Annotated in this window: 23 protein-coding genes; 7 read left to right on the forward strand and 16 right to left on the reverse strand. The window is 63.8% G+C overall.

All coding sequences use genetic code 11. From position 1 onward, the window contains the following. Positions 1 to 6: 6 nt before the first annotated feature. Positions 7 to 1,719, forward strand: a complete 1,713-nt coding sequence (locus C4K38_RS16735; protein ID WP_053279343.1) for an amidase — start codon at positions 7 to 9, stop codon at positions 1,717 to 1,719. Positions 1,720 to 1,899: 180 nt separating this feature from the next. Here C4K38_RS16735 and C4K38_RS16740 read toward each other — a convergent pair whose 3' ends face one another. Genes C4K38_RS16740 through C4K38_RS16755 form a run of 4 tightly spaced genes read right to left on the reverse strand, consistent with a single transcriptional unit; the run spans position 1,900 to position 5,711 of the window. Next, entirely contained in the window at positions 1,900 to 2,994 is a 1,095-nt protein-coding gene (locus tag C4K38_RS16740) for a polyamine ABC transporter substrate-binding protein (RefSeq protein WP_053279344.1), read from the reverse strand. A gap of 47 nt (positions 2,995 to 3,041) precedes the next feature. Continuing rightward, positions 3,042 to 3,383: a cupin domain-containing protein gene (locus tag C4K38_RS16745; RefSeq protein WP_025808723.1), complete on the reverse strand. Its 342-nt coding sequence runs from the start codon at positions 3,381 to 3,383 to the stop codon at positions 3,042 to 3,044. A 54-nt stretch (positions 3,384 to 3,437) separates the two neighbouring features. Next, a complete protein-coding gene (locus tag C4K38_RS16750; protein ID WP_053279345.1) occupies positions 3,438 to 4,844 on the reverse strand; it encodes an NAD(P)/FAD-dependent oxidoreductase in 1,407 nt (468 codons plus the stop codon). 51 nt (positions 4,845 to 4,895) lie between these two features. Continuing rightward, positions 4,896 to 5,711, reverse strand: a complete 816-nt coding sequence (locus C4K38_RS16755) for a helix-turn-helix domain-containing protein (RefSeq protein ID WP_053279346.1) — start codon at positions 5,709 to 5,711, stop codon at positions 4,896 to 4,898. Between the two features lie 277 nt (positions 5,712 to 5,988). Between C4K38_RS16755 and C4K38_RS16760 the strand changes: the two genes are divergently transcribed. Then, positions 5,989 to 6,258: a DUF1652 domain-containing protein gene (locus C4K38_RS16760; RefSeq protein ID WP_025808720.1), complete on the forward strand. Its 270-nt coding sequence runs from the start codon at positions 5,989 to 5,991 to the stop codon at positions 6,256 to 6,258. Between the two features lie 62 nt (positions 6,259 to 6,320). Here the strand turns inward: C4K38_RS16760 and C4K38_RS16765 are convergent, their stop codons facing one another. Beyond that, complete coding sequence (locus tag C4K38_RS16765; RefSeq protein ID WP_053279347.1) at positions 6,321 to 8,780, reverse strand: UvrD-helicase domain-containing protein; 2,460 nt, start codon at positions 8,778 to 8,780, stop codon at positions 6,321 to 6,323. Between the two features lie 119 nt (positions 8,781 to 8,899). On the opposite strand from C4K38_RS16765, the gene C4K38_RS32310 reads away from it, so the two are divergent. Both C4K38_RS32310 and C4K38_RS16770 read left to right on the forward strand, forming a co-directional pair. Next, positions 8,900 to 9,061 carry a hypothetical protein gene (locus C4K38_RS32310; protein ID WP_155772916.1) on the forward strand — a complete coding sequence of 54 codons (162 nt, stop codon included), beginning with the start codon at positions 8,900 to 8,902 and terminating at the stop codon, positions 9,059 to 9,061. A gap of 12 nt (positions 9,062 to 9,073) precedes the next feature. Beyond that, positions 9,074 to 9,769, forward strand: coding sequence for a pirin family protein (locus tag C4K38_RS16770; protein ID WP_053279348.1), 696 nt, complete (start codon positions 9,074 to 9,076; stop codon positions 9,767 to 9,769). Between the two features lie 191 nt (positions 9,770 to 9,960). Here the strand turns inward: C4K38_RS16770 and pgm are convergent, their stop codons facing one another. Together pgm and C4K38_RS16780 are read right to left on the reverse strand one after the other, a co-directional pair. Further along, positions 9,961 to 11,604 carry a phosphoglucomutase (alpha-D-glucose-1,6-bisphosphate-dependent) gene (gene pgm / locus C4K38_RS16775; protein ID WP_053279349.1) on the reverse strand — a complete coding sequence of 548 codons (1,644 nt, stop codon included), beginning with the start codon at positions 11,602 to 11,604 and terminating at the stop codon, positions 9,961 to 9,963. Positions 11,605 to 11,832: 228 nt separating this feature from the next. Continuing rightward, positions 11,833 to 12,855 (reverse strand): zinc-dependent alcohol dehydrogenase family protein, encoded by a 1,023-nt coding sequence (locus C4K38_RS16780; protein ID WP_009049241.1) that lies wholly within the window; start codon positions 12,853 to 12,855, stop codon positions 11,833 to 11,835. A 269-nt stretch (positions 12,856 to 13,124) separates the two neighbouring features. Here C4K38_RS16780 and C4K38_RS16785 point away from each other — a divergent pair, with 269 nt between their 5' ends. Then, a complete protein-coding gene (locus tag C4K38_RS16785; protein WP_053279350.1) occupies positions 13,125 to 14,039 on the forward strand; it encodes a LysR family transcriptional regulator in 915 nt (304 codons plus the stop codon). 223 nt (positions 14,040 to 14,262) lie between these two features. On the opposite strand, the gene C4K38_RS16790 is transcribed toward C4K38_RS16785, so the two are convergent. Genes C4K38_RS16790 through C4K38_RS16800 form a run of 3 tightly spaced genes read right to left on the reverse strand, consistent with a single transcriptional unit; the run spans position 14,263 to position 18,369 of the window. After that, positions 14,263 to 15,603 (reverse strand): MFS transporter, encoded by a 1,341-nt coding sequence (locus C4K38_RS16790; RefSeq protein ID WP_053279351.1) that lies wholly within the window; start codon positions 15,601 to 15,603, stop codon positions 14,263 to 14,265. Positions 15,604 to 15,646: 43 nt separating this feature from the next. Continuing rightward, on the reverse strand, positions 15,647 to 17,188 hold the full coding sequence (locus tag C4K38_RS16795; protein WP_053279352.1) for a class I adenylate-forming enzyme family protein: 1,542 nt from the start codon (positions 17,186 to 17,188) through the stop codon (positions 15,647 to 15,649). Between the two features lie 2 nt (positions 17,189 to 17,190). Further along, the gene (locus C4K38_RS16800; protein WP_053279353.1) at positions 17,191 to 18,369 is read right to left on the reverse strand and encodes an acetyl-CoA acetyltransferase; all 1,179 of its coding nucleotides are present in this window, start codon (positions 18,367 to 18,369) and stop codon (positions 17,191 to 17,193) included. 148 nt (positions 18,370 to 18,517) lie between these two features. On the opposite strand from C4K38_RS16800, the gene C4K38_RS16805 reads away from it, so the two are divergent. After that, entirely contained in the window at positions 18,518 to 19,090 is a 573-nt protein-coding gene (locus C4K38_RS16805; protein WP_025808711.1) for a LuxR C-terminal-related transcriptional regulator, read from the forward strand. On the opposite strand, the gene C4K38_RS32315 is transcribed toward C4K38_RS16805, so the two are convergent. The 3 genes from C4K38_RS32315 to C4K38_RS16815 form a co-directional block, all read right to left on the reverse strand. Continuing rightward, positions 19,083 to 19,241 (reverse strand): hypothetical protein, encoded by a 159-nt coding sequence (locus C4K38_RS32315; protein ID WP_155772915.1) that lies wholly within the window; start codon positions 19,239 to 19,241, stop codon positions 19,083 to 19,085. The genes C4K38_RS16805 and C4K38_RS32315 overlap by 8 nt on opposite strands. 91 nt (positions 19,242 to 19,332) lie before the next feature. Further along, positions 19,333 to 20,391, reverse strand: a complete 1,059-nt coding sequence (locus C4K38_RS16810) for a chitinase (protein ID WP_053279354.1) — start codon at positions 20,389 to 20,391, stop codon at positions 19,333 to 19,335. Between the two features lie 37 nt (positions 20,392 to 20,428). Continuing rightward, positions 20,429 to 21,064: a lytic polysaccharide monooxygenase auxiliary activity family 9 protein gene (locus C4K38_RS16815; protein WP_053279355.1), complete on the reverse strand. Its 636-nt coding sequence runs from the start codon at positions 21,062 to 21,064 to the stop codon at positions 20,429 to 20,431. A 379-nt stretch (positions 21,065 to 21,443) separates the two neighbouring features. On the opposite strand from C4K38_RS16815, the gene C4K38_RS16820 reads away from it, so the two are divergent. After that, positions 21,444 to 22,355, forward strand: a complete 912-nt coding sequence (locus C4K38_RS16820) for a LysR substrate-binding domain-containing protein (protein WP_053279356.1) — start codon at positions 21,444 to 21,446, stop codon at positions 22,353 to 22,355. Between the two features lie 58 nt (positions 22,356 to 22,413). On the opposite strand, the gene C4K38_RS16825 is transcribed toward C4K38_RS16820, so the two are convergent. The 3 genes from C4K38_RS16825 to C4K38_RS16835 are packed head-to-tail and all read right to left on the reverse strand — an operon-like array spanning position 22,414 to position 26,324. Further along, positions 22,414 to 23,454 (reverse strand): gamma-aminobutyric acid-binding protein, encoded by a 1,041-nt coding sequence (locus C4K38_RS16825; protein WP_053279357.1) that lies wholly within the window; start codon positions 23,452 to 23,454, stop codon positions 22,414 to 22,416. 54 nt (positions 23,455 to 23,508) lie between these two features. Next, a complete protein-coding gene (locus C4K38_RS16830) occupies positions 23,509 to 24,891 on the reverse strand; it encodes an aspartate aminotransferase family protein (protein WP_053279358.1) in 1,383 nt (460 codons plus the stop codon). Further along, positions 24,888 to 26,324, reverse strand: coding sequence for an APC family permease (locus C4K38_RS16835; RefSeq protein WP_053279359.1), 1,437 nt, complete (start codon positions 26,322 to 26,324; stop codon positions 24,888 to 24,890). The genes C4K38_RS16830 and C4K38_RS16835 overlap by 4 nt, the downstream gene beginning before the upstream one ends. Positions 26,325 to 26,380: the final 56 nt, after the last annotated feature.

Consider the following 26,380-nt stretch of genomic DNA (forward strand, 5'->3'; position numbering starts at 1 on the left):
GGCAGCATGATCGAGGTCACCGAAGTTTCCATTGCCCAACTGCGCGTCGCACTCGAATCCGGCCAGACAACGGCCGTTGAACTGGTCCAGGCCTATCTCGCCAGGATCGATGCCTACAATGGCCTCGACACCCCCACCGCCCTCAACGCGGTAGTGGTGCGCAACCCCGACGCGCTCAAGGAAGCCCAGGCCTCCGATGCCCGCCGGGCCAAGGGCGAAACCCTGGGTCCGCTCGATGGCATTCCCTACACGGCCAAGGACAGCTATCTGGTCAAGGGCCTCACCGCAGCCTCCGGCAGCCCCGCCTTCGCCAAGCTGATCGCCTATCGCGATGCCTTCACCATCGAACGGCTGCGCGCCGCCGGGGCGATCTGCCTGGGCAAGACCAACATGCCGCCCATGGCCAACGGCGGCATGCAGCGCGGGGTCTATGGCCGCGCGGAAAGCCCGTACAACGCCGACTACCTCACCGCGCCCTTCGCCTCGGGTTCGTCGAACGGCGCGGGTAGCGCCACCGCCGCCAGCTTCGCCGCCTTCGGCCTGGCGGAAGAAACCTGGTCGAGCGGCCGGGGGCCTGCCTCGAACAACGGTTTGTGTGCCTATACACCTTCGCGCGGGGTGATTTCGGTGCGCGGCAACTGGCCATTGGTACCAACGATGGACGTTGTCGTACCCTATGCCAGAACCATGGGGGACCTCCTTGAGGTGCTCGACGTGGTGGTCGCCGAAGACCCCGACACACGCGGCGATCTGTGGCGGATGCAGCCCTGGGTGCCGATCCCGAGCGTGGCTTCGGTGCGTCCAGCCTCCTATGTGTCGCTGGCGGCGAACAGTGGAGCACTCGTTGGAAAGCGCTTCGGCGTTCCGTGCATGTACATTAACGCCGATCCGCAAGCCGGCACCTCCGAGGCGCCGGGTATTGGTGGGCCAACCGGTCAGCGCATCAACACTCATCCTTCGGTGATCGGCCTTTGGGAACAAGCTCGCCAGGCACTCGAAGCCGCGGGCGCCGAAGTGCTTGATGTCGACTTTCCTCTGGTCTCCAACTACGAGGGTGATCGCCCTGGCGCGTCAAAGGTGTTCAATCGCGGACTAGTGCCTGAAGAGTTCCAGCACCATGAATTGTGGGATCTTTCGGCCTGGGCATTCGATGACTTTCTACGGGCCAACAACGATCCGAAATTGCACCGTCTGGTCGACGTCGACGGGCAGCAGATTTTTCCACACGATCCAGGCACTCTGCCCTGTCAGCAGGGTGCCTTTGCCATTGACATGAGCGAGTACGTGCAGATGGCCGAGCGTGGCATTACCCCTTGGGACCAGATCGCCACTCTTGCTGGCGGACTTCGAGGGCTTGAACAGACGCGTCGGATCGACCTTGAAGACTGGATGGATCGGCTTGAGCTCGATGCCGTGCTATTCCCGACAGTTGCCAACGTTGGCCCGGCGAATGCCGACGTCGATCCGCAGTCAGCGGACATCGCCTGGAGCAATGGCATCTGGGTCGCCAACGGCAACCTCGCCATCCGCCACCTGGGCGTGCCCACCGTCACCGTACCGATGGGCGTCATGCCGGACACAGGCATGCCGGTTGGACTGACCTTTGCCGGTCGTGCCCATGACGATTCGACGCTGCTGCGTTTGGCTTCAGCGTTTGAATCGACTGGTACGAAGCGCATGATCCCCCCTCGTACCCCGCCATTGTCCGCGGACAATTGACAGAAAGGTCGATGCGACGAACGCCCCGAGATGACGCACCTGATCGGCGCGGGCGGCGCTTTTCTTACCGACCATGGGCGTGAGGTTCTGGGGGTGCTGCTGGCGGCACGGCTGAAGATAAACCAGTGAAGGCCGCGCTCCCCGCCGGCGGTCGCCAAAGCGGGGAACGGCGGCAATGCCTCAGCTGCCGGTGCGAATCTTGTTCCACACCCGGGTGCGGATCCGGTCGATATTCAGCGGCATGGCTTCCAGGGCGAACAGCTTGCCCATCATGTCCGGGCTCGGGTAGACCTTGGTATCGCTCTTGATGGCCGGGTCGACCAGGCTGTCGGCCTGCTCGTTGCCGTTGGCGTAGTGCACATGGTTGGTGATCTCGGCCATCACCTCCGGGCGCAGCAGGTAGTTCATATAGGCGTACCCCGCCTTTTCGTCCGGCGCGTCGTTGGGCATGGCCACCATGTCGAACCAGATCGGCGCGCCTTCCTTGGGAATCGCGTAGCCGATTTCCACGCCGTTCTTGGCCTCCTTGGCCCGGCTTTCCGCTTGCAGGACGTCGCCGGAGAAACCCACCGCCACGCAGATATCGCCGTTGGCCAGGTCGCCGGTGTACTTGGAGGAATGGAAGTAGCTGACGTAAGGCCGGATCTTCAGCAGCAACGCTTCGGCCTTCTTGTAGTCCTCGGGGTTCTTGCTGTGGTGCGGCAGGCCCAGGTAGTTCAGCGCCGCCGGCAGCAGCTCGGGGCCGTTGTCGAGGATCGCCACCCCGCACTTCTGCAGCTTCTGCATGTATTCGGGCTTGAAGATCAGGTCCCAGGAGTCCACCGGCGCGTTGTCTCCCAGCACCGCCTTGACCTTGGCGACGTTGTAGCCGATCCCGGTGCTGCCCCACAGGTACGGGAAGCCGTGTTCGTTGCCCGGGTCGTTGGTCTGCAAGGCCTTGAGCAACACCGGGTTGAGGTTCTTCCAGTTCGGCAACTGGCTCTTGTCGAGCTTCTTCAGCGCCCCGCCCTCGATCTGCCGGGCCATGAAGTGGTTGGAGGGAAACACCACGTCATAACCGGAGCGGCCGGTCATCAGCTTGCCGTCGAGGGTTTCGTTGCTGTCATAGACGTCGTAGCTGAAACCGATGCCGGTTTCCTTCTGGAAGTTCTTCAGGGTGTCCGGGGCGATGTAGCTCGACCAGTTGTAGATCTTCACGGTCTCCGCCGCCTGGCTGAATGAAGCCACCAGCAGCAACGGCGCGCACAGCGATAAAGCCGGTTTTCTACGGATCATGGGGCGATTCCTGTGTGGGTTGTTTTTATTGGCAGGCAATCAAAGGATCAGAAAATCAACACATAGGTCTTGCGCACGGTTTCCTGGATGTCCCAGGTCCCGGTGCTGTTGGCCGGCAACATCAGTGCATCGCCGGCTTCTATCAGCAGGGGTTCGCCATTGTCTGGGGTGAAGGTGCAACGCCCCTGGATGAAATGGCAGAACTCCTGGGCGACGATCTGCCGCCGCCAGCGCCCAGGCGTGCACTCCCAGATGCCGGTTTCGACGCCGTCGTTGCGCTCGACGCAGGTCACCGAGGTCACGGCGACCGGGTTGCCCAGGGGTACGGCCACCGGGGCCGATTGCTCCAGGGTGACGTGGGCGGTGTTCTTGAATTGAGTGATGCTCATGGCGCTACCTGTCGATGGAAAAACCGCTGTGAAACCCTCTGTGAAAAAGCAGCCTCAATGCATCAGGCCTTCCATGAAACCAGCCACCCGGCTGGCCAGCCGGCGGCGCCAGGGCGGCGTGGCCGGGTTGGCCAGGGTCTGGTCTTCATGGACGAAGCTGCGAATGATCGCGTTGTAGCCCAGCCAGCGGCACGGCTCCGGCTCCCAGGCGCGCAAGGCGTCGAGGCCGCCCTCGGTGATCACCCAGGGCTGGCGGGTCAGCTCGCTGTCGCGTTCGAGGATCAGCTCGGCCAGGGTCCGCCCACCCAGGTTGCTGGCGCCCACGCCTTCGCCGCCGTAGCCGCCGGACAGCGCGATGCCGTGCCGACGGTCGCAAAGCATGTGCGGTCGGAAGTGCCGGGACATGCCCAGGTTGCCGCCCCAGGAGTGAGTGATCCGCACATTTTTCAGCTGCGGGAAAAGCTCGCTGAACAGGTAGCGCCGCAGCTCGACTTCACTGCGGGTCAGGTCGAAGTCATGGCGCAACTTGCCGGCGAACTGGTAACCGCCGCGAGCGCCGAACACCAGGCGGTTATCCGCGGTGCGCTGGCCGTAGGTGACCTGGCGGCTGCTTTCGCTGAACGCCTGGCCCTGGCTCAGGCCAATCTCGTCCCAGGTCGCGGCCGGCAAGGGCTCGGTGGCCACCAGCAAGCTTTGCACCGGCAGCTGGTAACGGCCCAGGGGCGGCAAGGTCACCGAATAGCCCTCCACCGCCGGCACTATCCAGCGGCAACGCACGCTGGCCCTGGCGGTTTGCAGGCTGCCCGACTGCCAGTGGCTGACCGGGCTGTTTTCGTAGATGGGCACGCCCAGACGCTCCACGGCGCGCGCCAGGCCACGCACCAGCTTCGCCGGCTGGATGGTCGCGCAGTGGGGCGCGTAGATACCGCCGTAGGCCTTGGCCACGCGGATCTGCCGGGCCAGTTGCTCGGGGCTCAGCCAGCGGTAGTCACGCTCGTCGAGGCCCTGGCTGTAGAGCTTGTCCAGGTAGCGACGCTGGGTGATTTCCTGCTCGGGGTAACGCGCGGCGCAGTACAGCACCCCGCCCTTGCGGTAATCGCAGTCGATGCCTTCACGTTCAAGGACGCTGGCCACTTCATCGGGAATGCCGTGCAGCAAGTCGAAGGAGGCGCGGCGCTGCTGCGCGCTGAGCCCGGCCAGCAGCCGGTCCTCCCCCAGCAGGTTGCCCATCAGCCAGCCGCCGTTGCGCCCGGAGGCGCCGAAGCCGGCGGTCTGCGCCTCGACGATGGCGATGTTCAGGGTCGGCGCCAGGCGCTTGAGGTAATAGGCGGTCCACAGCCCGGTATAACCGGCGCCGATGATCGCCACGTCGACATCCAGGTCCTGCTCCAGCGACGGCCGGGCCAGCAGCGGCTCGTCGAGCTGATCCATCCACAAACTGATGTTGCGCCACGCTGGCATATACGGACTCCGACACCCGAACTTCTAATGCGGCGATCCTAGTGCCTGGGCTCAGGGGCTGTCTTGCGCGCGTGCACGCAAAGAAATTTGCTTGGCGTAGGCCTTGGGCGACAAGCCCGTGTGCTGGCGGAAACAGCTGTAGAACGCCGACAGCGAGTTGAAGCCGGCGGCGAACGCCAGCTCGTCGATGCGCAGCGGCGGCGCGGCTTTGTCCAGCGCCGCCAGCAGATGCTGCAGCCGTGCCTGGTTCACATAGCGGTAGAAACTCTGCCCCAGCACCTGGTTGAGCAGGTAGGAGATCTGGTTGCGGCTGTAGCCGCACTCCTTCGCCACTCGCTGCAAATCCAGCTCCGGGTCGAGGTACGGCTGCTGGCGCTCGAAGTACTGTTGCAGATCCTCGGCCATGAAGCTCAGCTGGCGCGGCGACAGGCCCAGACGGCTGGCCGCCGGCCGCGCGCCGCCACCGGCCTTGCTCGGCGGCGCCTCGCGCACCAGCGAGGCGTATTCGTTGACGCGCCAGATCAGGCCGTCGCGCACGGTGATCGCCTCGCTGGCGCGAAACGACACCAGGCCTTGCCCGCCGCGCAGGGTCACCTGGTATTGAATGAACGCGGTATTGCCATCCAGGCGGATGCGGTCGCTGTGCTCCAGGGCTTCGTCGGGCGCGCGCGGCATGCTGTTGCGCACGTACTCGCGCAGCTCGTCCAGGCCCAGGGTGCGGTTCTGGAAAAAGTCGTTGTACTGGATTTCCGGGTGATACAGCGCCATGACGCCATCGAGGTCGCGGTGCTTCCAACACAGGTGATAGCGCAGCACGGTCTCGCCGGTGGCCTGGGTTTGCGCCGGGCCATCATCAAGGGCAGACATTAAGGTACTCGGGGGACGGAAAGGCGCAGCTTGCCGAAGTTTGTCCGGCGCTTCAATGGCCAATGCATGGCCCCTGGATACTGGCGTTTTGCCGAAACCGCTGCCGGAAATGACCTGCATCAAAAAAGTGCAGGGCAATCGCCAAACGGCCTGAAAAAAACCCTTGAATGTCATGACCCGGTGCTATTTTTAAAAGCTCCACAGGTTGGTCCAGTGACGGCCCTTCCGTACCTACCGCGAGCACAAGGAAGCGCTCAATGAACAAGGTGGGCAATTCATGAATAGTGTCTCCGCCAGCAAAGTCACCTTTCCCAACGCCTGCCAGCTGATGCGCTGGCATTTTCACCCCATGGGCTTCGAGGCCAGCATGGATGCACCCGGCAGCATGATCGCCCGGCTCTTCGATCGTGCCAGCGGCGAGACCATGATCGCCATTGCCGGCATCCCCTGCGCCACCGTGATGAACGCCGCCGATGTCGAACGAATAATCGAGGCGGTGGAAGACGAGTTGGAAGCGTTCATGCCGCCACTCGCCCTGAAAGCCTAGGGCTGCTCTCTTTTCTTGACCCGCCCCAGGTTGTTCTCAAGCCCGCCGTTGCGCGGGCTTTTTCATGCCCGCAGGTCGGCGAAGAACGGCTTGCCCTGGGGAATCCGGTCCGATGCCTTGGGCGCATTGGCCGCCTGGGTGTCCGGGCTGTCCACATACCAGTAGCAATGTTTCACCGCCCGGGTGATACCGACATAGGCCAGGCGCAGGGTCTCGTCCTTCTGCGCATTGTCGTAGGGCTCGCTGTCGCCATCCTTGCCCAGCCCGGCCATGCGATAGACCTGGTTCTTATAGGGCGAACTGGTCAGGTGCTGGCAATCGCCGAGCAGGAACACCGCATCCGCCTGCAAGCCCTTGGAGCTGTGGTAGGTCAGTTGCTTGAGGCGTCGCTCCTCGGTCGGCAATCTAGAATCCACATTAACTATTGGTAAAATATGCTCTTCAATCAATAACTTATCGCTATTTTTTCGAAACAACATTAGGATTGAATCGCCGTTGCGATAGTGTTCCGCCAGCCGCGCCGCCAGTCCCTGGTCGTCCCGATCCAGCACATTCACCGGCAGCACTTCCTTGGGCTCGCCGCTGGCCCTGGCCTTCTTCCCGGCTATCGCCGGCGCCGCGCGGACGATATGTTCCGCCGCGTCGATGATGTGCTGATGGCTGCGATAGTTCTCGCTGAGCATCACCCGACTGGTGGCCGGCGACGGGAATTCCTTGTTGAACTCCATGAAGTACTTCGGCGAACTGCCGCGCCAGCCGTAGATCGACTGCCAGTCGTCCCCCACGCAGAGCAACGACGAGCGCTGCGCCCCACGGCCGACATGCATTGCCGGCCCGCGACTGCGGATCTCGCGCAGGCTGGCGCGAATCCACGAGACGATCTGCGGCGAGACGTCCTGGAACTCGTCGATCATCAGGTGCGACATCGGCCGCAGCCGCTCATCGCTGAGCAGCTTGAAGTTCTCCGGGGTGTTCTCGCCGAACAGCGAGAACATGCGGTTGTAGCTCATGATCGGCGGCGACTGGTCGAGCAGATGGTCGTCCAGCGCCCGCCAGAACAGGCTCAGGGCCTCGAAGAAAAAGCGGTCCGGGTCGTCCCGGGCAAATACCATCTGCCCTACGGCCACCGACACATCCAGCCCCAGGTTCTCGATAAACCCGGCGGCGGCGACAAAACAGTCCAGCAGCGGCGCCGACGCCAGCTCGCCCTTGACCTTGTAATCGAAGCCCGGCCCGGCGCTGGCATCCCCGGCCAGGGACGACAGGACGCGCTTTGCCGATTCGTAACTATCCAGCCAAATCATTGGCTTACGGAAGAAAGCTTGAAACAGGGTGCGCTTCACCGCCCACTCCGCGCGCACCGAAAGCTTCGACCCGGGGCGACTCAGCTGCGGGTTCTCCCGAGGGTCGAACCCCAGCACCACCCAGGCATCCAGTTCGGCGACGTAGCCATGGCAATGGAACTGCGAGCCGTTGATCTCCACCGTCTGCCGGTTCGGCTCGATGCCCTTGATCGGCCAGGCCCCGGCGCGAAACCACAGATCTTCGAGGGTGTCGCACAGCTCTTCGTCGCGCTTGGCCGCCAGTTCGGTCACGGCCATGCGTTTCTGCACGTCCGGGTGATCACGCTCCAGCTCCTTGAGTTGCAGGGCGTGACGCAGCAACGGCTTGATCGCCTCGCGAAAACGCCCGTCACGCCGGTGCAAGGCGTGGTAACAGGCATTCAGGTGCTTGCGCTGGGCGTCGTTGATCCGCAGGTCGAAGGGATTGCTGTCGACCTCCAGATCCCCCGCCGCCGGGCGATCGCTGAGGTTCTCGAACGCCTGCAGGCGCTCGAAGCCCGGCAGGCTACGGACCATCGGCAGGATGCGCGAGTGAAAGGTGCGCACCAGCTCCCGCGCCTCCTTGAGGCCCAGGGGCCGGCCCCAGAGCGCGAACACCTCCATCAGCTTGTTGATGAAGTCCTTGCGCGACTCGCGGGTGAAGGTCACCACGGTCATCGAGTCGAGTTCGAAGCCCAGGTAATGATTGAGCAGCAGGATGCGCAGGACCAGGGAGGTCGACTTGCCCGCGCCAGCGCCGGCGATCACCGAAGTGGACGGGGTTTCGCTGAAGATCATCTTCCATTGCGCACTGCTGGGCTGGGCATGGGCCGGTAGCAGGCGGCCAACGTCGGCCTTGATGCGCTTCTTCAGCTCGGCGCCCAGCGGCAGGCGCCAGTCATCGAACAGATAGTCGTCTACCCCGGGGGCCGGATGCTCGGTGGAGCGGCTGTCGCGAATCAGCAGCACCTGACGGCCCTGCTCCAGGCCTTCGGCCTTGCCCTCCTGGTAACCATACTCCACCCCGGCGGTGTGCCCGCTGCGAAAGCCGTCCGCCTGGCCATGCAACCAGGACGCGCGATGCTGGGCACGCAAGCGACTGAGGCCGTGACCGAAGAACCTGGCCGCCAAGCGCTTGAGCAGCGGCATTTCGGCCAGGGGCAAGAGTTCGGGAGGAAGATCGGGGCTGTGTTGCGGCACGCTGACTCCAGGTATGAGGCGGTATGGACTGCACGGGAACAAGGGCGCCTATGGTCGCCTCATTCGCCGCTGACTTCTAGTGAAATGCTTACAGGTCATTCACTTAAGCCATGAACTGAATGTTTGAAAGCAGAAGAAAGGCTACAAAACATATCTACTTATTAGATCGGATCACGGCATTTTTTGCGCTTTTTATCGATGCTTTGCTGATGGATGATGAGCGCCATCAACCCACCGGTCTCGTTCTGCGGCTCAACCAAGGCGCCCATGACGAACCCTGACAGGAGAGGATCATGCTTGAACTCAGACCCTTCAAATCCCTGGGCGGCGCCCATCATGGCTGGTTGGATGCCCACCACCACTTTTCGTTCGCCGAGTACTACGACCCCAAACGCATGAACTGGGGCAACCTGCGCGTGTGGAACGACGACGTGATCGCCCCCGGCACCGGCTTCCCGCAGCACCCGCACCGGGACATGGAGATCATCACCTACGTCCGTGAAGGCGCGATCACCCACCAGGACAACCTGGACAACAAGGGCCGCACCGAGGCTGGCGACGTGCAGGTGATGAGCGCCGGTACCGGGATCGCCCACAGCGAATACAACCTGGAAGCCGGCGCAACCAAGATCTTCCAGATCTGGATCATCCCCAACGAGGCCGGCTCCGCGCCGTCCTGGGGCGCCAAGCCGTTCCCCAAAGGCCAGCGCGAAGGTTTCGTGACCCTGGCCAGCGGCAAACAAGGCGATGACCAGAGCCTGCGGATTCGTGCCGACGCGCGGCTGGTGGCGGCCAACCTGAAGGCCGGCGAGTCCGCCGAGTACTCGCTGGACAACGGGCGCCGGGCCTACCTGGTGCCGGCGACCGGGGTGATTGAAGTCAACGGCTTGCGCGCCGAAGCTCGAGACGGTGTCGCGGTCGAGGATGAACGCCTGCTGCGGGTCACCGCCCTCGAGGACAGCGAAATCGTCCTGGTGGACCTGGCTTGAGAATCAGCTTCTGTAGGAGCGAAGCTTGCTCGCGATGGGCTGCAAAGCAGCCCTTTCCGTTCTAGCTGAAGATAGTTGTCGCTCAAACGGCAGCCATCGCGGGCAAGCCTCGCTCCTACAAGACACAGCAGCAATAAAAAGGGGCGACCGCTTGGTCGCCCCTTTTTTGTCTGCCGCGAAACGCCGCTGGATCAGCCGCTGATCGCGCCGTCTACCAGGGTCTGGGCTTCCTGCACCAACTGCTTCAGGTGCTCGTCGCCGATAAAGCTCTCGGCGTAGATCTTGTAGATGTCTTCGGTGCCCGATGGACGCGCGGCGAACCAGCCGTTCTCGGTCATGACCTTGAGGCCGCCGATCGCCTGGTCGTTGCCCGGCGCATGGCTGAGGATCTGCTGGATGCTCTCGCCGGCCAGCTGGGTCGAGGTCACCTGCTCCGGCGACAGCTTGCTCAGCAGCGCCTTCTGCTGCGGGTTGGCCTTGGCATCGACGCGCACCGAGAACGGCTCGCCCAAGTCGTCGCACAAGGCGCGGTAGGCCTGGCTCGGGTCGCGACCGGTACGGGCAGTCATTTCCGCGGCCAGCAAGGCCGGGATCAGGCCGTCCTTGTCGGTGCTCCAGACGCCGCCGTCCTTGCGCAGGAACGAGGCGCCAGCGCTCTCTTCGCCACCAAAGCCGAGGGAGCCGTCGAACAGGCCGTCGGCGAACCACTTGAAGCCCACCGGTACTTCGTACAGGCGACGGCCCAGGCGCGCGGCCACGCGGTCGATCAGGCCACTGCTGACCACGGTCTTGCCCACCGCCGCGTCGGCGCGCCAGTGCGGACGGTTCTGGAACAGGTAGTCGACGGACACCGCCAGGTAGTTGTTCGGCGCCAGCAGGCCGCCAGTCGGGGTCACGATACCGTGGCGGTCGTGGTCCGGGTCGCAGCCGAAGGCCACGTCGAAACGATTCTTCAGGCCGATCAGGCCTTGCATCGCATAGCTGGACGACGGGTCCATGCGGATCTGGCCATCCCAGTCGACGGACATGAAACGGAAAGTCGCATCGACTTCCTTATTGACCACTTCCAGGTCCAGGCGATAGTGCTCGGCAATCGCCGACCAGTAGCGCACCCCTGCTCCGCCCAGCGGATCGACGCCCAGGCGCAGCTTGGCGTTGCGGATGGCGTCCAGGTCGATGACGTTGATCAGGTCGGCGACGTAGCTGTTGACGTAGTCGTGACGGTGGGTGGTGTCGGCTTTCAGCGCCTGCTCGTAGCTGATGCGCTTCACGCCGGCCAGCTTGTTGGCCAGCAGCTCGTTGGCCTTGGCTTCGATCCACTTGGTGATGTGGGTGTCGGCCGGGCCGCCGTTGGTAGGGTTGTACTTGTAGCCGCCGCTTTGTGGCGGGTTGTGCGACGGGGTGATCACGATGCCGTCGGCCAGGCCGCTGGTGCGACCGCGGTTGTAGCAGAGAATCGCATGGGACACCGCCGGCGTCGGGGTGTACTCGTCGCCCGCGGCGATCATCACCGTCACGCCGTTGGCGGCCAGTACTTCCAGGGCGCTGGCGCCGGCCGGGGTGGACAGCGCGTGGGTGTCGATGCCGACAAACAGCGGGCCATCGATGCCCTGGGACTGGCGATACAGGCAGATCGCCTGGCTGATGGCCAGGACGTGCCATTCGTTGAAACTCAGATCGAACGAGCTGCCACGATGCCCCGAGGTGCCGAAGGCGACACGCTGGGTAGAGATGGCGGCATCGGGCTGGCCGGTGTAGTAGGCCGTTACCAGTCGCGGAAGATCGACCAGCAATTCTGTCGGTGCCGGTTTGCCCGCAAAAGGACTGAGTGTCATGCAAAACCTCGGGAAATGGGTGGTTCGGTGAGTGCTGCGCAGTTTACTGGCAGTTTGACCGCAACGCGACGGGATCTATCCGTGGAGGCTTGCACAATAAGCAGGCGCAACTAGGCCCTGGCCGACTGCTGCACAGAAGACAGTCAGGATCGAGGCGGGAATTAAAGAAGGGAGTGACCGCGAAGACAGAAACGCCAGAGTGCGCGATGGCGAACCCTGGCGTCAGGATCAGGCCGGTTCGACCTGCAGTGCGACCCGTTCGCGACAAGGACACTCGTCCATGTAGCGGTGGGCTTCGACGAACTCGTTGAACGGGAAGACCCGGGTCTTCAGCGGCAGCAGCACACGATCCGCCGTCAGCTGGTTGATGTCGCGCAAGGCACGCTGCAAGGCTACCTGGTCCTGGATGATGCCCAGCTCGGGCTTGCCGGTGAAGTTGCCGATGCAGTGCACGAAGAACTGGATGTTCTTCTGGAACGCCGCGCAGGCCGGGAACGGCGTCTGGTTGCCGCCCTGCAGGCCGTACAGCACCAGGCTGCCACGTGGCGCCAGGACGTCGCCGAGCATCGACATCTGCGGGCCGCCGAGGCCATCGAACACCACGTCGACGCCACGGTTGTCGGTGTACTTGTTGATCTGCATGAGCAGGTCCTGCTCTTCAGTGACGATGACCTTCTCGGCACCCAGGGACAGCAGATACTCACGCTCTTCAGCGGTCTTGGTCGCGGCGATTACCCGTACCCCGAGCGCCTTGCCCAGCTGGACAAAGGACGGACCGGCGCAGTGGCTGGCATCGGTGACCAGGGCGAACTGCCCGGGCTTGACCCGCGCCAGGTCGACATAGGCAAAGTAGGCCACCAGCAGCGGCGTGTAATGCACCGCTGCTTCGATCGGGCTGAGCACATCGGGGTAGCGGGTCAGCGCCGAGCGTGGCAGGACAATCAGCTCGCCGTAGACCGGATAATCGTTCGGGCTTTCGGCCGGGAAGCTGGCCACCTTGTCGCCAACGGCCAGGTCGTCGACGCCTTCGCCGACCGCAGTCACCACGCCGGCCATCTCATGGCCAAGGCCGGAAGGCAGGCGGGCATGGGAGGACGCCAGGTTCTGGCGCCAGAGTACGTCGTACCAACTGATGCCGATCGCTTCGACACGCACCTGCACTTCGCCTGGCGCAGGCAGAGCGGCCGCATGCTCTTCGCACTTGAGCACCTCGGCCGGACCAAACTTGTGAAAACGGATCGTGCGGGACATCGCAAACCTCGTCAAAGTAACCTCTAATGCCCTGAACTCTATCTGGGCTTTCTGGCCAAGACCATCAGTGGCTATTAATAGTCGACATGCCTGTCATTGATTCCGCGGCACCTGCAACAACGATAAACAGCGTGCCAGAGCGCAGGCTTCCTTACAGGAAAAAACAATTAGCCGGTGCAGAGTAGCAGCCTTTCCCCGTAAGATTCATGCCGGCCATTGTTCTCATATGGTCGCTCTCGTCAAGTTTGCTGACTCTGCCAGGACTCAAGATGAATCGTAATGACCTGCGTCGTGTCGACCTGAACCTGTTGATCGTGTTCGAAACATTAATGCATGAACGCAGTGTGACCCGGGCGGCGGAGAAACTCTTCCTCGGCCAGCCGGCCATCAGTGCGGCGCTGTCGCGCCTGCGCAGCCTGTTCGACGACCCGCTGTTCGTGCGCACCGGGCGCAGCATGGAGCCCTCGGCCCGGGCGGTGGAAATCTTCGCCCTGCTCTCGCCCGCCCTCGACTCGATCTCCACCGCGGTCAGCCGCGCCGCCGAATTCGACCCGGCGACCAGCACCGCGGTGTTCCGTATCGGCCTGTCCGACGACGTCGAATTCGCCCTGCTGCCGATGCTGCTCAAGCGCCTGCGCGCCGAAGCGCCGGGGATCGTGCTGGTGGTGCGCCGCGCCAACTACCTGCTGATGCCGGCCCTGCTGGCCTCCGGCGAGATTTCCATCGGCGTCAGCTACACCCAGGACCTGCCGGCCAACGCCAAGCGCAAGGTACTGCGCCGCAGCCTGCCCAAGCTGCTGCGGGCCGACAGCATGCCCGGTTCCCTGAGCCTCGACGACTTCTGCGCCCGCCCCCACGCCCTGGTGTCGTTCGCCGGCGACCTCAGTGGCTTTATCGATGAAGAATTGGAAAAACTCGGGCGCAAGCGTCACGTGGTGCTCGCGGTGCCGCAGTTCAACGGCCTGAGCACCCTGCTCACCGGCACCGACATAGTCGCTACCGTGCCGGACTACACCGCCGAAGCCCTGACCGCCGCCGGCGGCGTGCGCGCCGAAGACCCGCCCCTGCCGGTGCAGTCCTTCGAACTGCACATGGCCTGGCGCGGCTCCCAGGACAACGACCCGGGCGAACGCTGGTTGCGCTCGCGGATTCAGATGTTCTTCGGCGACCCGGACAGCCTTTGATCCATAAACCGGATCCTCTGCCATAGGCAAAAGGGGCCAGTCCTGACTGGCCGCTCGCGGGACCTTTCTGTTTCCGGGCTGACACCGAGCGTTGCAGCTATGCGCTTGTCCGACCCGCCCGGTGCCATTGCCCACCATTAACCACTACCGACGTCCTTGCCGATAGGCCGCGGCGCACGGCCGGGCGGCGCCAGTCAGCCAGGGCCGGCGCCGACAGGCGGGCTCAAGGTTGCGGATTGACCAGGAGTTGCGCAGCCCCGCTGCCCTGGTGCCGGGCGTCGTGGGTACAGGCGACGAAGTCCTCCTTGCGCAGCACTGCCAGGGCCAGCAGCGACGCGACCCCGGTCGCCACGTAGAAGTACCAGGGCGCGGTGATGTCGCCAGTGAGCTTGATCAGCCAGGTGGAAATCAGCGGCGCGCTGCCGCCGAACACCGCCACCGGGATGTTGTAGGCCACGGCGATGCCGGTGGAGCGGATGCGGGTCGGCAGCAGTTCGCTCATCAGGGCGTAGGTCGAGGACGCATAGAGCCCGAACAGGATCGCCACCGCCATCAGCGGCCAGAACAAGGTGGCCGGGGTGGCGTTGGGCGCTGCCTTGAAGAACCAGTACATGGCCAGGGTCGCCAGGGTACCGATCACCATCAGGAACGGCTTGCGCCCGTAGCGATCGGTGAAGGCGCCGCCGAAGGGCATGACCACCGCTGCCGAGAGGCTGGCGACGAACACATAGAGCAAGGTGGTGCCGCTGTCGAACTTGAGGGTGTTGGACATGTAGGTCGAGGCGAAGGTCAGCACCAGGTAGAAGATCGAGCTGTGCAGGGTGATGATGAAGAACACCAGGGCGATCGAACGTTTCCACTGCCAGACTTCGCGCAGCGGCGCCTTGGAGGTCTGCCCGGCCTGCACCAGGGCCAGGAACTCCGGGCTGTCCTCCAGCTTCAGGCGGATATACAGCGAGATGAAGCCCAGGGGACCTGCGATCAGGAACGGGATCCGCCAGCCCCACTCCTGCATCAGCTCGGCGCCCAGGACCCAGGTCATGCCGTTGGCCACGGCGCCGCCCAGGAGCAGGCCGAGCACGGCGGTGACCATCAGCCAGCAGGTGGCGAACCCTCGGCGCCCCGGGCTGGCGTATTCGGAAATGAAGCTGGTAATGGTGCCGATCTCGCCACCGGCGGAGAAACCCTGCACACAGCGGATCAGCACCAGGATCACCGGCGCGGCGATGCCGATGCTGGCGTAGGTCGGCAACAGGCCCAACAGAAAAGTGGAGCCGGCCATCATCACCAGCACCGTGATCAGGGTCTTGCGTCGGCCGATCTTGTCGGCCAGGGGGCCGAAGAACAGGCCGCCCAGGGGCCGGATGAAGAAGCTCAGGGCAAAGGCCGCAAAGCTCGCCAGCAGGCTGCTGGAGGGATCGTCAGAGACGAAGAAGGCCTTGCCGATGTACAGGGCCAGGAAACCGTAGACACCATAGTCGTACCACTCGATCAAGTGGCCGGAAGTGGCGCCGATGAAGGCCCGGCGCCGCTGGCGCTGGGAGTTGGAAGGTGACACGCCCATGGTGGGGACTCCTGTCTTGGTGCTATCCATGAAATACAGCGTTTCAGAGGTTGCTCAAGGACCCGGAGGGGTCCTGCAACCACTGGCGCAACCGGGTCTTGAGAATCTTGCCATAGCTGTTCTTCGGCAGCTCGGCGCAAAACAGGTACTTCTTCGGTTTCTTGAACGAGGCCATGCGCGCCAGGAACCAGTGCTCGAGCGCCTGCGCATCGAGGCTGCCGGGCGAGCGCAGGACCACGAAGGCCACCACCGATTCGCCCCAATGCGGGTCGGCCTCCCCCACCACGCACACTTCGAACACCTCGGGGTGCCGGATCAGCACTTCCTCGACTTCCCGCGGGTAGATATTGCTGCCGCCGGAGATGATCACGTCCTTGCTGCGATCGGTCAGGGTCAGGTAGCCCCGCTCATTCAGGAAACCGATGTCGCCGGTAAGCAGCCAGCCGTCCACCAGGGCCTCCTGGGTGGCTTGCGGATTGTCCCAGTAACCCTGCATCACCGCGGCCCCGCGCACGGCGATCACCCCAGGTTCGCCGGGGGCCAGGGGTTGGCCCGCGGCATTCACCACGCGCACCTCGACGCAGGCGTGGGCACGCCCGACCGAGGCGGCAATGGCCGGCCAGTCAGCATGCCCGCGGTTGGCGATGGCCTCCCGGGACAGGGCACTGATGGTCATCGGGCATTCGCCCTGGCCGTAGATCTGCACCAGACGCGGGCCGAAGGTGTCCAGGGCCTGGGCAAGGTCCGCCAGGTACATCGGGCCGCCGCCGTAGACGATGGTCTTGATCCCTTCGCCGCAATAGCCCTGCTGCCGGGCCTGCTCCACCATGCGCTTGACCATGGTCGGCGCGGCAAACAGGCTGACCTGGCCCAGCGCCTGCGCCAGCTCGAACAACTCCGCCGCCTGGAACCCCTGGGACGCCGGCACCACGTGCCGGGCGCCACATCGCACATGGATGAAATTGTAGAGGCCGGCGCCGTGAGACATCGGCGCGGCATAGACCACTGCGTCATCAGCGGCCACCGGATCCACATCCAGCGGATAGCACAAGGACATGGCGATCAGGTTGCCATGGGACAGCATCACGCCCTTGGGGCGCCCGGTGGTGCCGGAGGTGTAGAACAGCCAGGCCAGGTCGGCGTCCTCCCTCAGGTGCGGCTCCACCAGTTCATCGCCCGGCACCCGGTCTTGCACGGCCAGCCCGGGCGCGGCCAGTTCGCGGCAGCCGGCCGGCAGGTCCGCGGCGTCGAAGCTCTGGCCCTCATCGGTGTAGATCAGCCGGGCCCCGGCATTGCCGGCGATCCAGGCGGCTTCCAGGGCGTGCAGCTTGCTGTTGATCGGAACCGCCACCGCCCCGCTCCACCAGATGGCATACAAGAGTTCGAGATAACCGCAGCTGTTCTTCAGCAGCAGCGCCACCCGGTCGCCAGGCACAATGCCGTACGCGTGGCGCAGTTGCAGGGCGCGGGCCCGGGCCTGCGCGGCAAACACCTGGTAGTCGGCGACCTGGCGGCGTCCCTCGAACAAAGCCGCCCGCCGAGGCCAGCGCTGGGCCGCATCGCGCAGCCAGTGGGCGATGTTCATCCTCAGACCTTGACCGCTTGCAGGACACTGGCGTAGTTGGCCACCGCCATGCCGCCCATGTTGAACAGCAAGCCGAACTCGGCACCGGGCACACCCAGGCCAATGGGTTTGCCGATCAGTTGGGCAAAGCCCAGGGCATGCATCGAGACCCCGGTAGCCCCCACCGGATGCCCCTTGGCCTTGAGCCCGCCGGACAGGTTCACCGGCAGGCGTCCGCCCTGGCGCACGGTGCCGTCGTCGAGGGCCCGGTGCCCCTCGCCCCTGGGCGCCAGGCCCATGGCTTCGTAGATCAGCAGTTCAGCGATGGTGAAGCAGTCGTGTACCTCAGCGAAACTCAGGTCGCCAAGGGTCACGCCGGCCTGGCGCAGGGCCCCGTGGATCGCCCGTTTCGGCCCCTCGAAGGCCAGCACGTCGCGGCGCGACAAGGGCAGGAAGTCGTTCACCTGGGTCATGGCGCGGATCGCCACCTGGCGTCGCATCGAACGGGCGCGCCGCGGCGAGGCCAGGATGATCGCCGCCGCACCGTCACTGATCAGCGAACAGTCGGTCAGGCGCAGTGGCGGTGCGATCAGCGGGTTGCCCTGGGAAACGTTGTTGCAGTGTTCGAAATCCATCACTCGGTGCATCTGCGCCAGGGGGTTGGCCATGGCATTGGCGTGGTTCTTCACCGCGATCATGGCCATCGAGGACAATGGGCTGTGGTACCGGTCGGCGTACTGCTGCGCCACTTGGCCAAAAAGCTGGGCGAAGCTCAGGCCGGCCTCCTGGAGGGCGTTCTGGTAGCCGGCGCCGGCCAAGGCCCGGGTAACTTCGACGGTGCTGTTGCCGGTCATTTTCTCCGCACCGACCACCAGTACCAGTTCGGCGGCGCCGCTGCGAATCGCGTTGATCCCGGCCTGGATCGCCGCCGAGCCGGAGGCGCAGGCATTCTCGCAGCGAGTGGCCGGCTTGAAGCGCAGTTGCGGGTCGGCCTGGAGCATCAGCGAGGCGGGGAAACCATCCGCTACCAGGCCGGAGTTGAAGTGCCCGAGAAACAGCGCGTCGATTTCTGCGGCGTCGATCTCAGCGTCTGCCAGGGCCTCGCGGGTAACCTGGACGATCAGGTCCTCGAGGTTCAGGCCGTCCAGACGACCGAAAGGACTATGGGCGGCAGCGACGATGGATACGGAATCGTGAGTCATGGTGATTTTCTTCTGTCCTTGAAGCGGGTATTCCATACAATGATTCAGCACCCGAATCAGACGCTAGTTGGGGCAACTACGTACGGCAGTAAGTAGTACCCGCCCCCAAAAAAAGGGACGCACCGATAAACCCGAGGCAGGATGCCTGATGACCCTATACGCCCAGCAATTCCAGGACCTCGAGCGCCTGGCCTTCCAGGTTTCCCCCGCACCACAGATGATCACCGGGCATCGCCGGATGCTCGACTGCAACCAGGCCTTCGTTCGCCTGTTCGGCTACGAACGCGAACACTTGCAGGGCCACCTGACCCTGCTGTTGTACCCCTCCCAGGCCGACTACCAGAGCATCGGCGAACGCAGCGAGCACTGGCTGCGCAACGGGCCCGGCGCCTTCTACTCCGACGAGCGCTTCATGCAGCATCGCAACGGCGAGGTGTTCTGGGCCCGCGCCCACGGCTTTTCCCTGACGGCCGAGGATCCGTTCAAGCTGATGGTCTGGCATTTCGAGCGCCTGGACCGCCAGCCAGCGCCGATGATCCAGTTGACCCCGCGTGAACGGGAGATCTCGCTGCATATCGTCAATGGCCTGACCTGCAAGGAAGTGGCGCGCAAGCTGGGCATTTCCCACCGCACCGTGGAAGTCCACCGCGCCCGGTTGATGAAGAAGCTTCAGGCCAAGAACAGCGCAGAGCTGGTGTCGAAGATCATCTTCATCAGTTGAGCGCCTGCGCAAGCCTGTCGCCGGCACTGCTGCGCAGCGGCTGCAATGACCCGATATTCGGCCCCTCCACGCTGCCGCCCGCGGCCAGGGTCAGGGGATCCGGATAGTCTCTGAAGGCCTCATCCGCAAAAAATCCGATGCCTTCCGACATCGGATTTTCATTGCTTACCCTCAGCGATCAAGTCAATCGACTTGACGGTCGAGCATCAGGCACGTCTGCCGGATGTCTCCTTGATCCTGCGCTAGTGGGCGCTCTGCGGGTGGGACTCCTCCTGCGTCGAGGGGGACAGCTTGCCACCGTTGATCAACGGCCCGTAGCGCCGGCTGAATTCCTGGTTGTAGGGCACGTGGTCCTTGTTGACCCCGCTGTCCCAGTTGACCGACCAGGTCATCAGGCCCTTGATCGACAACCCTTTGGCATAGAGGCGTTTGAACGCATTGGAAACGGTCGTCGGGTTGACCACGTATCCGGTGGCAGCGGCATCGACGTTGGCGGGCAGGCCAATGACGAATTTGTCAGCCGCAATCTTGGTGAAACCGCGGGTGCCACTCACCAGGCTTTCGGTCAGGTAATAGAGGAAGTCCTCTTTCATGGCATCGTTGTTCTGGGCAATCCAGGCCCCCTTGCCGTTGTTGGCCTCCTGAACCCAGAGGCCATCGCCGCCCTGATTGTAGAACTGCGGCGCGATGAAGTCGTAGTAGCCCTCCAGCGCCTTGAGGTAGTCGACGTATCGACCGGCAGTGGTCAGATAGGGGAACTCCGGTGCCATGCTGATGATGAAATGCTTGCCCTCGGCAGCATAGTGAGCCTTGACCAGCTTCAGCGCGGCAGGCAGGACGGTCTTGTTGCTGGCGAAATCAATCGCGCTCTGTTCAAGATCGATGTCCAGCCCGTCAAAGCCGTAGGTTTCCACCAGACGGATGATTTCATTGGCCAGGGGCTGTTCGTGGCCCGGGTTCAATGCGATATGAGCGTCAGCGCCCCCCAGGGACATCAGCACCGCCCTGCCCTGGCTGTTCAGCACGCCCACCTGGCGACGAAACTCGGCATCGGACAGGTTGTACGGCTTGAACGTCGGAATGCCGCTGCCTTTCATGAACGCCACGGCCACCACGTTGTAGTCCCGGGGCACATCTTCCAGGTTCATATTGGCAAACTGCCCGCGCTGGTAGCCGTCCGAGGGGCCGGCCGGCCAGTTGTGCCAGTAGCCCATGAGGATTTTCTTGCCATCCAGGCTCGGCATCCGCGACGCGGCATCATCCTGCGTCGTTTTCAGTTGGGTAAAGTCAATCTTTGACATGTTCTAATCCTTCAGAACGTTTGGACGATCCGCAGACTTATTTGAAGTCGACGTCGAAGGCCTGATAGAAGGCGTTGCCGGTATTGGCCACGATCCACATCAGGACAATCACGTGACGACCCTTTTTATTGGCAGGCAGTTTCACTTCGTGATCGACCTTGGCCTTCAATTCGCCGGCATGGCTGTAGTAAGGCACCTGCGGATAGAAGTCCTCGGCGAAAGGTTGAGCCTCCAGTTGCGCGCGGGTGATGCGCTGTTTCGGATCCCAGCCGTCCTTGGTGATCAGCCAGCGATAGCCACGGGTGGTATGCGGTGCGGTGTACTGCCAGGTCACCTTGAAGATCTGGCCGGGGTCGACGTTGAGCATCGGCCAGGTGAAGGCGCGGCTGAGCTTCTTGCTCATCTCCTCATCGGTGAAGTTGACGCAGTCCCGGGCATCGGTCTTGCCACCGCTGAGGATGAAGCCATCGGCCGGCGGCACGTCGCTTGGGTTGTCCGTGTTGAACGGTGCGGGGAACGGACCCGCAGCCAGGGCCGGGAAGTTCTTGCCGCCTTCCATTTCATTGACCTGCCAGCCGCCCAGCAGGCCCAGGTCGATGGCGACTGCGCCGCGGGAGGCTGGGGATGTGACGCGACCGTGGCGAAGCGGCGATTGGGTTTGTGGTTTGTTCATGTTTATTGCTCCATTGATTTAAGAAACTCTCCCTTTCCAAAGGAGAGGTCTTCAAATTAACCGAGCTGGATTTTCTGTCCACGCACCCATTTTTCGTTCGGCATCGCGCAGGTAGAGGAATCGCCAGAAAACACTGGATATATAACCAGTATACCCGTAGTTCTCCTACCCACCTTGAAGTAAAAGTCCTACACGTTTAGGCGGCGCTTGTCAGTGTCATGGGTAAAGCAAGCCACCCCATGCCTGCCAACGGCACCGGCTCACTGAAAACCACTTGCTGGTACCCAGGGAAAATATGCCCACTACCCAGCAAAATCCGCTGCAGCGCCTGCCTGCCGAGCAGGTATCGTGGAGTCAAACAATCAGCCAGAGGTGCACTGTGGCGTCCTATTCCTTGCGTCAATTGAAGTACTTCGTCACCACCGTCGAATGTGGCAGCGTCGCCGAGGCGTCGCGCAAGCTGTATATCGCCCAGCCGTCGATTTCCACGGCGGTCAAGGGCCTGGAAGACAGCTTCGGCGTGCAGTTATTGATCCGTCATCACGCTCAGGGCGTGTCCCTAACCCCCGGTGGCGCGCGTTTCTACCGCAAGGCCCAGGAACTGCTGCGCATGGCCCATGAGTTCGAGCAGAACGCCCTGGCCGACAACGACGTGGTGTGCGGGCAGATCGATATCGGTTGTTTCGAGACGGTCGCCCCGCTCTACCTGCCACGGCTGATCGCCGGTTTTCGCGAGCGCTTTCCCGGGGTAGAGATCCGCCTGCAGGACGGCGAGCAGCAAGAGCTGGTGCAGGGTTTGACCGGCGGGCGCTTCGACCTGGCGATCTTCTACGAACACGACCTGGACAGCACCATCGAGACTGAGGCGCTGATGGCGCCGCAACGACCTTATGCCCTGGTGCCGGCCGGGCACCGTTTTGCCGGGCAGGCCCAGGTGTCGCTGCGCGACCTGGTCCTGGAGCCGATGATCCTGCTGGATGTGCAGCCCAGCCGTACCTATTTCGTGAGCATCTTCGAAGAACTGCAACTGACGCCGAATATCGTCTTCGGCTCGCCGTCGATCGAGATGGTGCGCGGCATGGTCGGCCAGGGGTTCGGTTTTGCCTTGCTGGTGACCAGGCCCCATGGCAACAGCACCTATGACGGCCAGGAAGTGGTCTGTGTGCAGCTGGCCGAGGATGTCACCGGTTCCGCGCTGGTGGCCGGCTGGCTGAAACGGGCGCAGCTGACCAAGCCCGCGCAGTTGTTCGTCGATTACTGCAAGGAGCAGTTCAAGGCCTGGCTGGCCTGAAATAGCGAGCTTGCAGAAGCGGATTGACCCGCTCCTGCAAACTCGCGGTGCCGCAGTTTCAGCGCGCCGCCCAGGCGTTGAAGCGCTGCTCCAGTTCCTCGCCGTGGTCCACCCAGAACTCCGCGTCCACGGCCCGCGCCCCGGCCAGGTTGGCTGCAGCGGTGGGCAGTTGCTGCTGCACCGCCGCCGGCAGCAGCCCCAGCGCGTCACGGTGCACCGGCCCGTAGGGGATCTCCTCGGAGAACACCTTCTGGGTCTGCGGCTGGCTGGCGAAGGCGATGAAGTCTTCGGCCAATGCCTTGTTCGGCGTGCCCTTGACCACCGCCCAGTACTCCGGGTCGTACAGGCTCTGCGGCCAGACGATGCTCAGTTTCATGCCTTCCTTCTGCGCCGAGGCGATCCGGCCGTTGTAGGCCGCGCTCATCACCACATCGCCGGCGATCAGCCATTGCGGCGGCTGCGCGCCCGCCTCCCACCACTGGATATTGCCCTTGATCTGGTCGAGCTTGGCGAACGCCCGGGTCACGCCCTCGGGAGTGCCCAGCACCTGGTACAGCTGGTCCGGCTTGACCCCGTCGGCGAGCAAGGCGATTTCCAGGGTGTACTTGGCGCCCTTGCGCAAGCCGCGCTTGCCGGGGAAGTCGGCGACGTTCCAGAAATCCGCCCAGGAGGTCGGCGCCTTGGCCAGCTTGTCCTGGTCGTAGGCCATGACCATCGACCAGACATAGGTGGCCACTCCGCATTCGCTCAGGGTCCCCGGCACGAATTGCGCCGGGTCGCCGAAGCGCGCCGGGTCGAGGCGTTCGAACAAGCCTTCGTCACAGCCGCGCAGCAGCTCCGGGCTTTCGACTTCGACCACGTCCCAACTGGTATGGCCGACATCGACCATGGCCTTGATTTTCGACAGCTCCCCGTTGTATTCGCCGGCGACCACGCGTCCTGCGCCGCTGGCGGTGAAAGGTTGGAAGTAGGCCTTGTCCTGGGCCTGCTTGGTGGCACCGCCAAAGGAGATGACGGTGAGGCTCTGGGGCGTAGCCGAAACAGCGCTGCACAACAGGGCCAGGGCAAAGGGAACACAGCAACGCAAGGATCTGGACATGAAGCGGTTCCTCTAATAGGCCGACGCGCCCGCACGCACCGGCCGCTTCTGGGCTTACAGACGACCGAATTCGCGGGCGGTCCTGTCTACGGCGGTACGGGTCTTGTCGACCAGTTCATCGATGTCGGCGTGGCTGGCCACCAGGGCCGGGGCCATGATCATCCGGCCCAGGGTCGAGCGGATGATCAGGCCCTCTTCGAAGCCGATGGTGCGGCAACGCCAAGCCATGTCGTTCTCGTTGGCGAAGCGCTTGCGGCTGGCCTTGTCTTCGGCGAACTGCAAGGCCGCCACCAGCCCGGCGCCCTGCACTTCGCCAATCAACGGGTGGTTGTCGAAGACTTCGCGCAGGCAGCGCTGCAGGTAAGGCCCGGTCTCCTGCTTGACCCGGCTGACAATGCCTTCGTCGCGCAGGGCCTTGAGGTTGGCGATGGCCACCGCCGCCGCCACCGGGTGACCGGAATAGGTCAGGCCGTGGGCGAACACCCCGCCCTGCTCCACCAGCACCTCGGCCATGCGCCTGGAGAGGATCAGCCCGCCCATGGGGATGTAGCCGCTGGTCAGGCCCTTGGCGATCGACAGGGTGTCGGGCTCGAAACCGAAGTGCTGGTGGGCGAACCATTCGCCGGTACGGCCGAAACCGCCGATCACTTCATCGGCGCACAGCAGCACGTCGTACTGGCGGCAGATGCGCTGGATCTCCGGCCAGTAGCTTTCCGGCGGGAAGATCATGCCGCCGGCGCCCTGGAAGGGTTCGGCGACAAAGGCGGCGACATTCTCGGCGCCCAGTTCGAGGATCTTCTCTTCCAGCTGCCGCGCCGCGCGCAGGCCGAATTCGGCCGGGGTCAGGTCGCCTTCATGGGCGAACCAGTACGGCTCGTCGATGTGCGCCACGTCCGGGATCACCCCGCCCATGTCGTGCATGAACTTCATCCCGCCCAGCGCCGTGGCGCCGAGGGTCGAGCCGTGGTAGCCGTTCCAGCGGCCGATCATGATCTTCTTCTGCGGCTTGCCGAGGATCTGCCAGTAGCGGCGCACGGTACGGATCAGCACCTCGTTGGCCTCGGAGCCGGAGTTGGTGTAGATCGCGTGGCTGTAGTGCTGGGGCAGCAGGCTGAACAGCAGTTCCGACAACTCGACCACCGCCGGGTGGGTGGTGTGGAAGAACATGTTGTAGTACGGCAACTGCTCGAGCTGCTGGCTGGCGGCGGCGGCCAGGTCCTTGCGGCCGTAGCCGAGGTTGGTGCACCACAGGCCCGACATGCCGTCCAGGTAGCGCTTGCCGTCGTTGTCCCAGAGCGCCAGGCCCTCACCCCGCACTATCACCCGCGGCCCTTCGGCGTTCAGCGCCTTCTGGTCGAGGAACGCATGAATGTGGTGCGCGGCATCCGCGGCCTGGTAGTCGCCGGTGCTGCGGACGGGTTTCACTTGAACGGTCATTGCGAGTCTCCTTGCGGGTTTTTATCGAGGGTGCCGAGCACGCTGGCCAGCGGCTCCGGCTTGAACAGCGGCTTGCCCATCACGCCCTTGATCCACAGCACGGCGATGATCGAGACGATCAGCAGCACCAGGCCGGCATAGGCAAAAATCGAAAAGGTCATCTCCGGGCTGGGCGACACGTTCCAGATCGCAAACAGCATGCCGGCGATGCCGAACAGCTGCGGCAAGGGGTAGAACGGCGTGCGGAACGGCCGCGCCACCTGCGGGTAGCGCCGACGCAGGGCGATGACGTTGACGTGGGTGATGATGTAGGCCAGCAGCCAGGCCAGGGCCGCCGAGAGCAGCAGCTGGTTGATCGCGTCGGCATGGTCGTGCATCAACAGCAACGGCAGGCCGGTGACCGCGGCAATGAACAGCACCGCCACCCAGGGCGCGCCGGTGCGCTTGCCCTGGCGCTTGAACACACCGAACGCCTGGCCATTGCGGGCCATGCCGAACAGCATGCGCGGGATCGCCGCCAGCGAACTGTTGAGGGTGCTGCAGGTGGCGGTGATCGCCGCGGTCACCAGGAACACCTTGCCCGCCTCGCCGAACACCGTGGTGGCGAACAGGTAATGCGGCAGGCCGTTGCTGGCCAGTTCCGCCTGGGGCACGGTGAGCAAGGCACCCAGGGCGTACAGGCTGATGATCACGAAGATGATGGTCAGGCCGAGCATCATCGAGCCGGGGATATTGCGCTCCGGGCGCCGGGTTTCTTCCACCAGCGGGCAGACGAACTCGGCGCCGACAAACCCCCAGACCGCCATCGCCGTCAGGGCGATCACCCCCAGGCCCAGGGGATTCCAATGCGCGCTGTCGAACAGCGTCGGGTTGGGCGCGACTATGTCGCTGTTCATCGCGCTCAGGCCCATCACCAGCAAGACCAGGGTCATCACCACCGCCAGCACCGTCTGCAGGCGGGCGAAGATGTCGATGTTGAACAGGTTGAGCAGGGTGAACAGCGCCAGTACCCCCAGGGCCACGGTCAAAGGTGGCATGGAGTGCGGGTAGACCTTGTCGATGATGAACTCCATCAGCAACAGCTCAGCCGACAGGGCGAACATCGCCACCACCACGTAGCCGGAAAAGGTCGCCAGGATCGCCGGGAACTGGCCGATGGCGACCTCGGTGTAGGTACTCAGGCTACCGGCACGGGGGATCATCAGCGCCAGCTCGGAGAACGAACAGGCGTAGCTCAGGGCCAGCAGGTAGGCCAGGCCCAGGGGCACGATAAAGCCCAGGCCGGCGATGCCGACGCCTTGCAGCATCAGCACCATCACGCCCTGTGAGACCACCAGGCCGATGGCCACCGCCAACAGCGCGGTGAGGCCGAGTTTCTTGCGACTCGCGGGCGGCGCCAGGGCGCCGGTTTGCACGCTTGCATTGCTGTTCATCGGTTGCTCCGTCTTGTTGTTCTATTTTTTTGAAGATCGGTGCTGCTCTCGGGACG

The sequence above is a fragment of the Pseudomonas chlororaphis subsp. piscium genome (genome assembly GCF_003850345.1).
Classification (GTDB): domain Bacteria; phylum Pseudomonadota; class Gammaproteobacteria; order Pseudomonadales; family Pseudomonadaceae; genus Aquipseudomonas; species Aquipseudomonas piscium.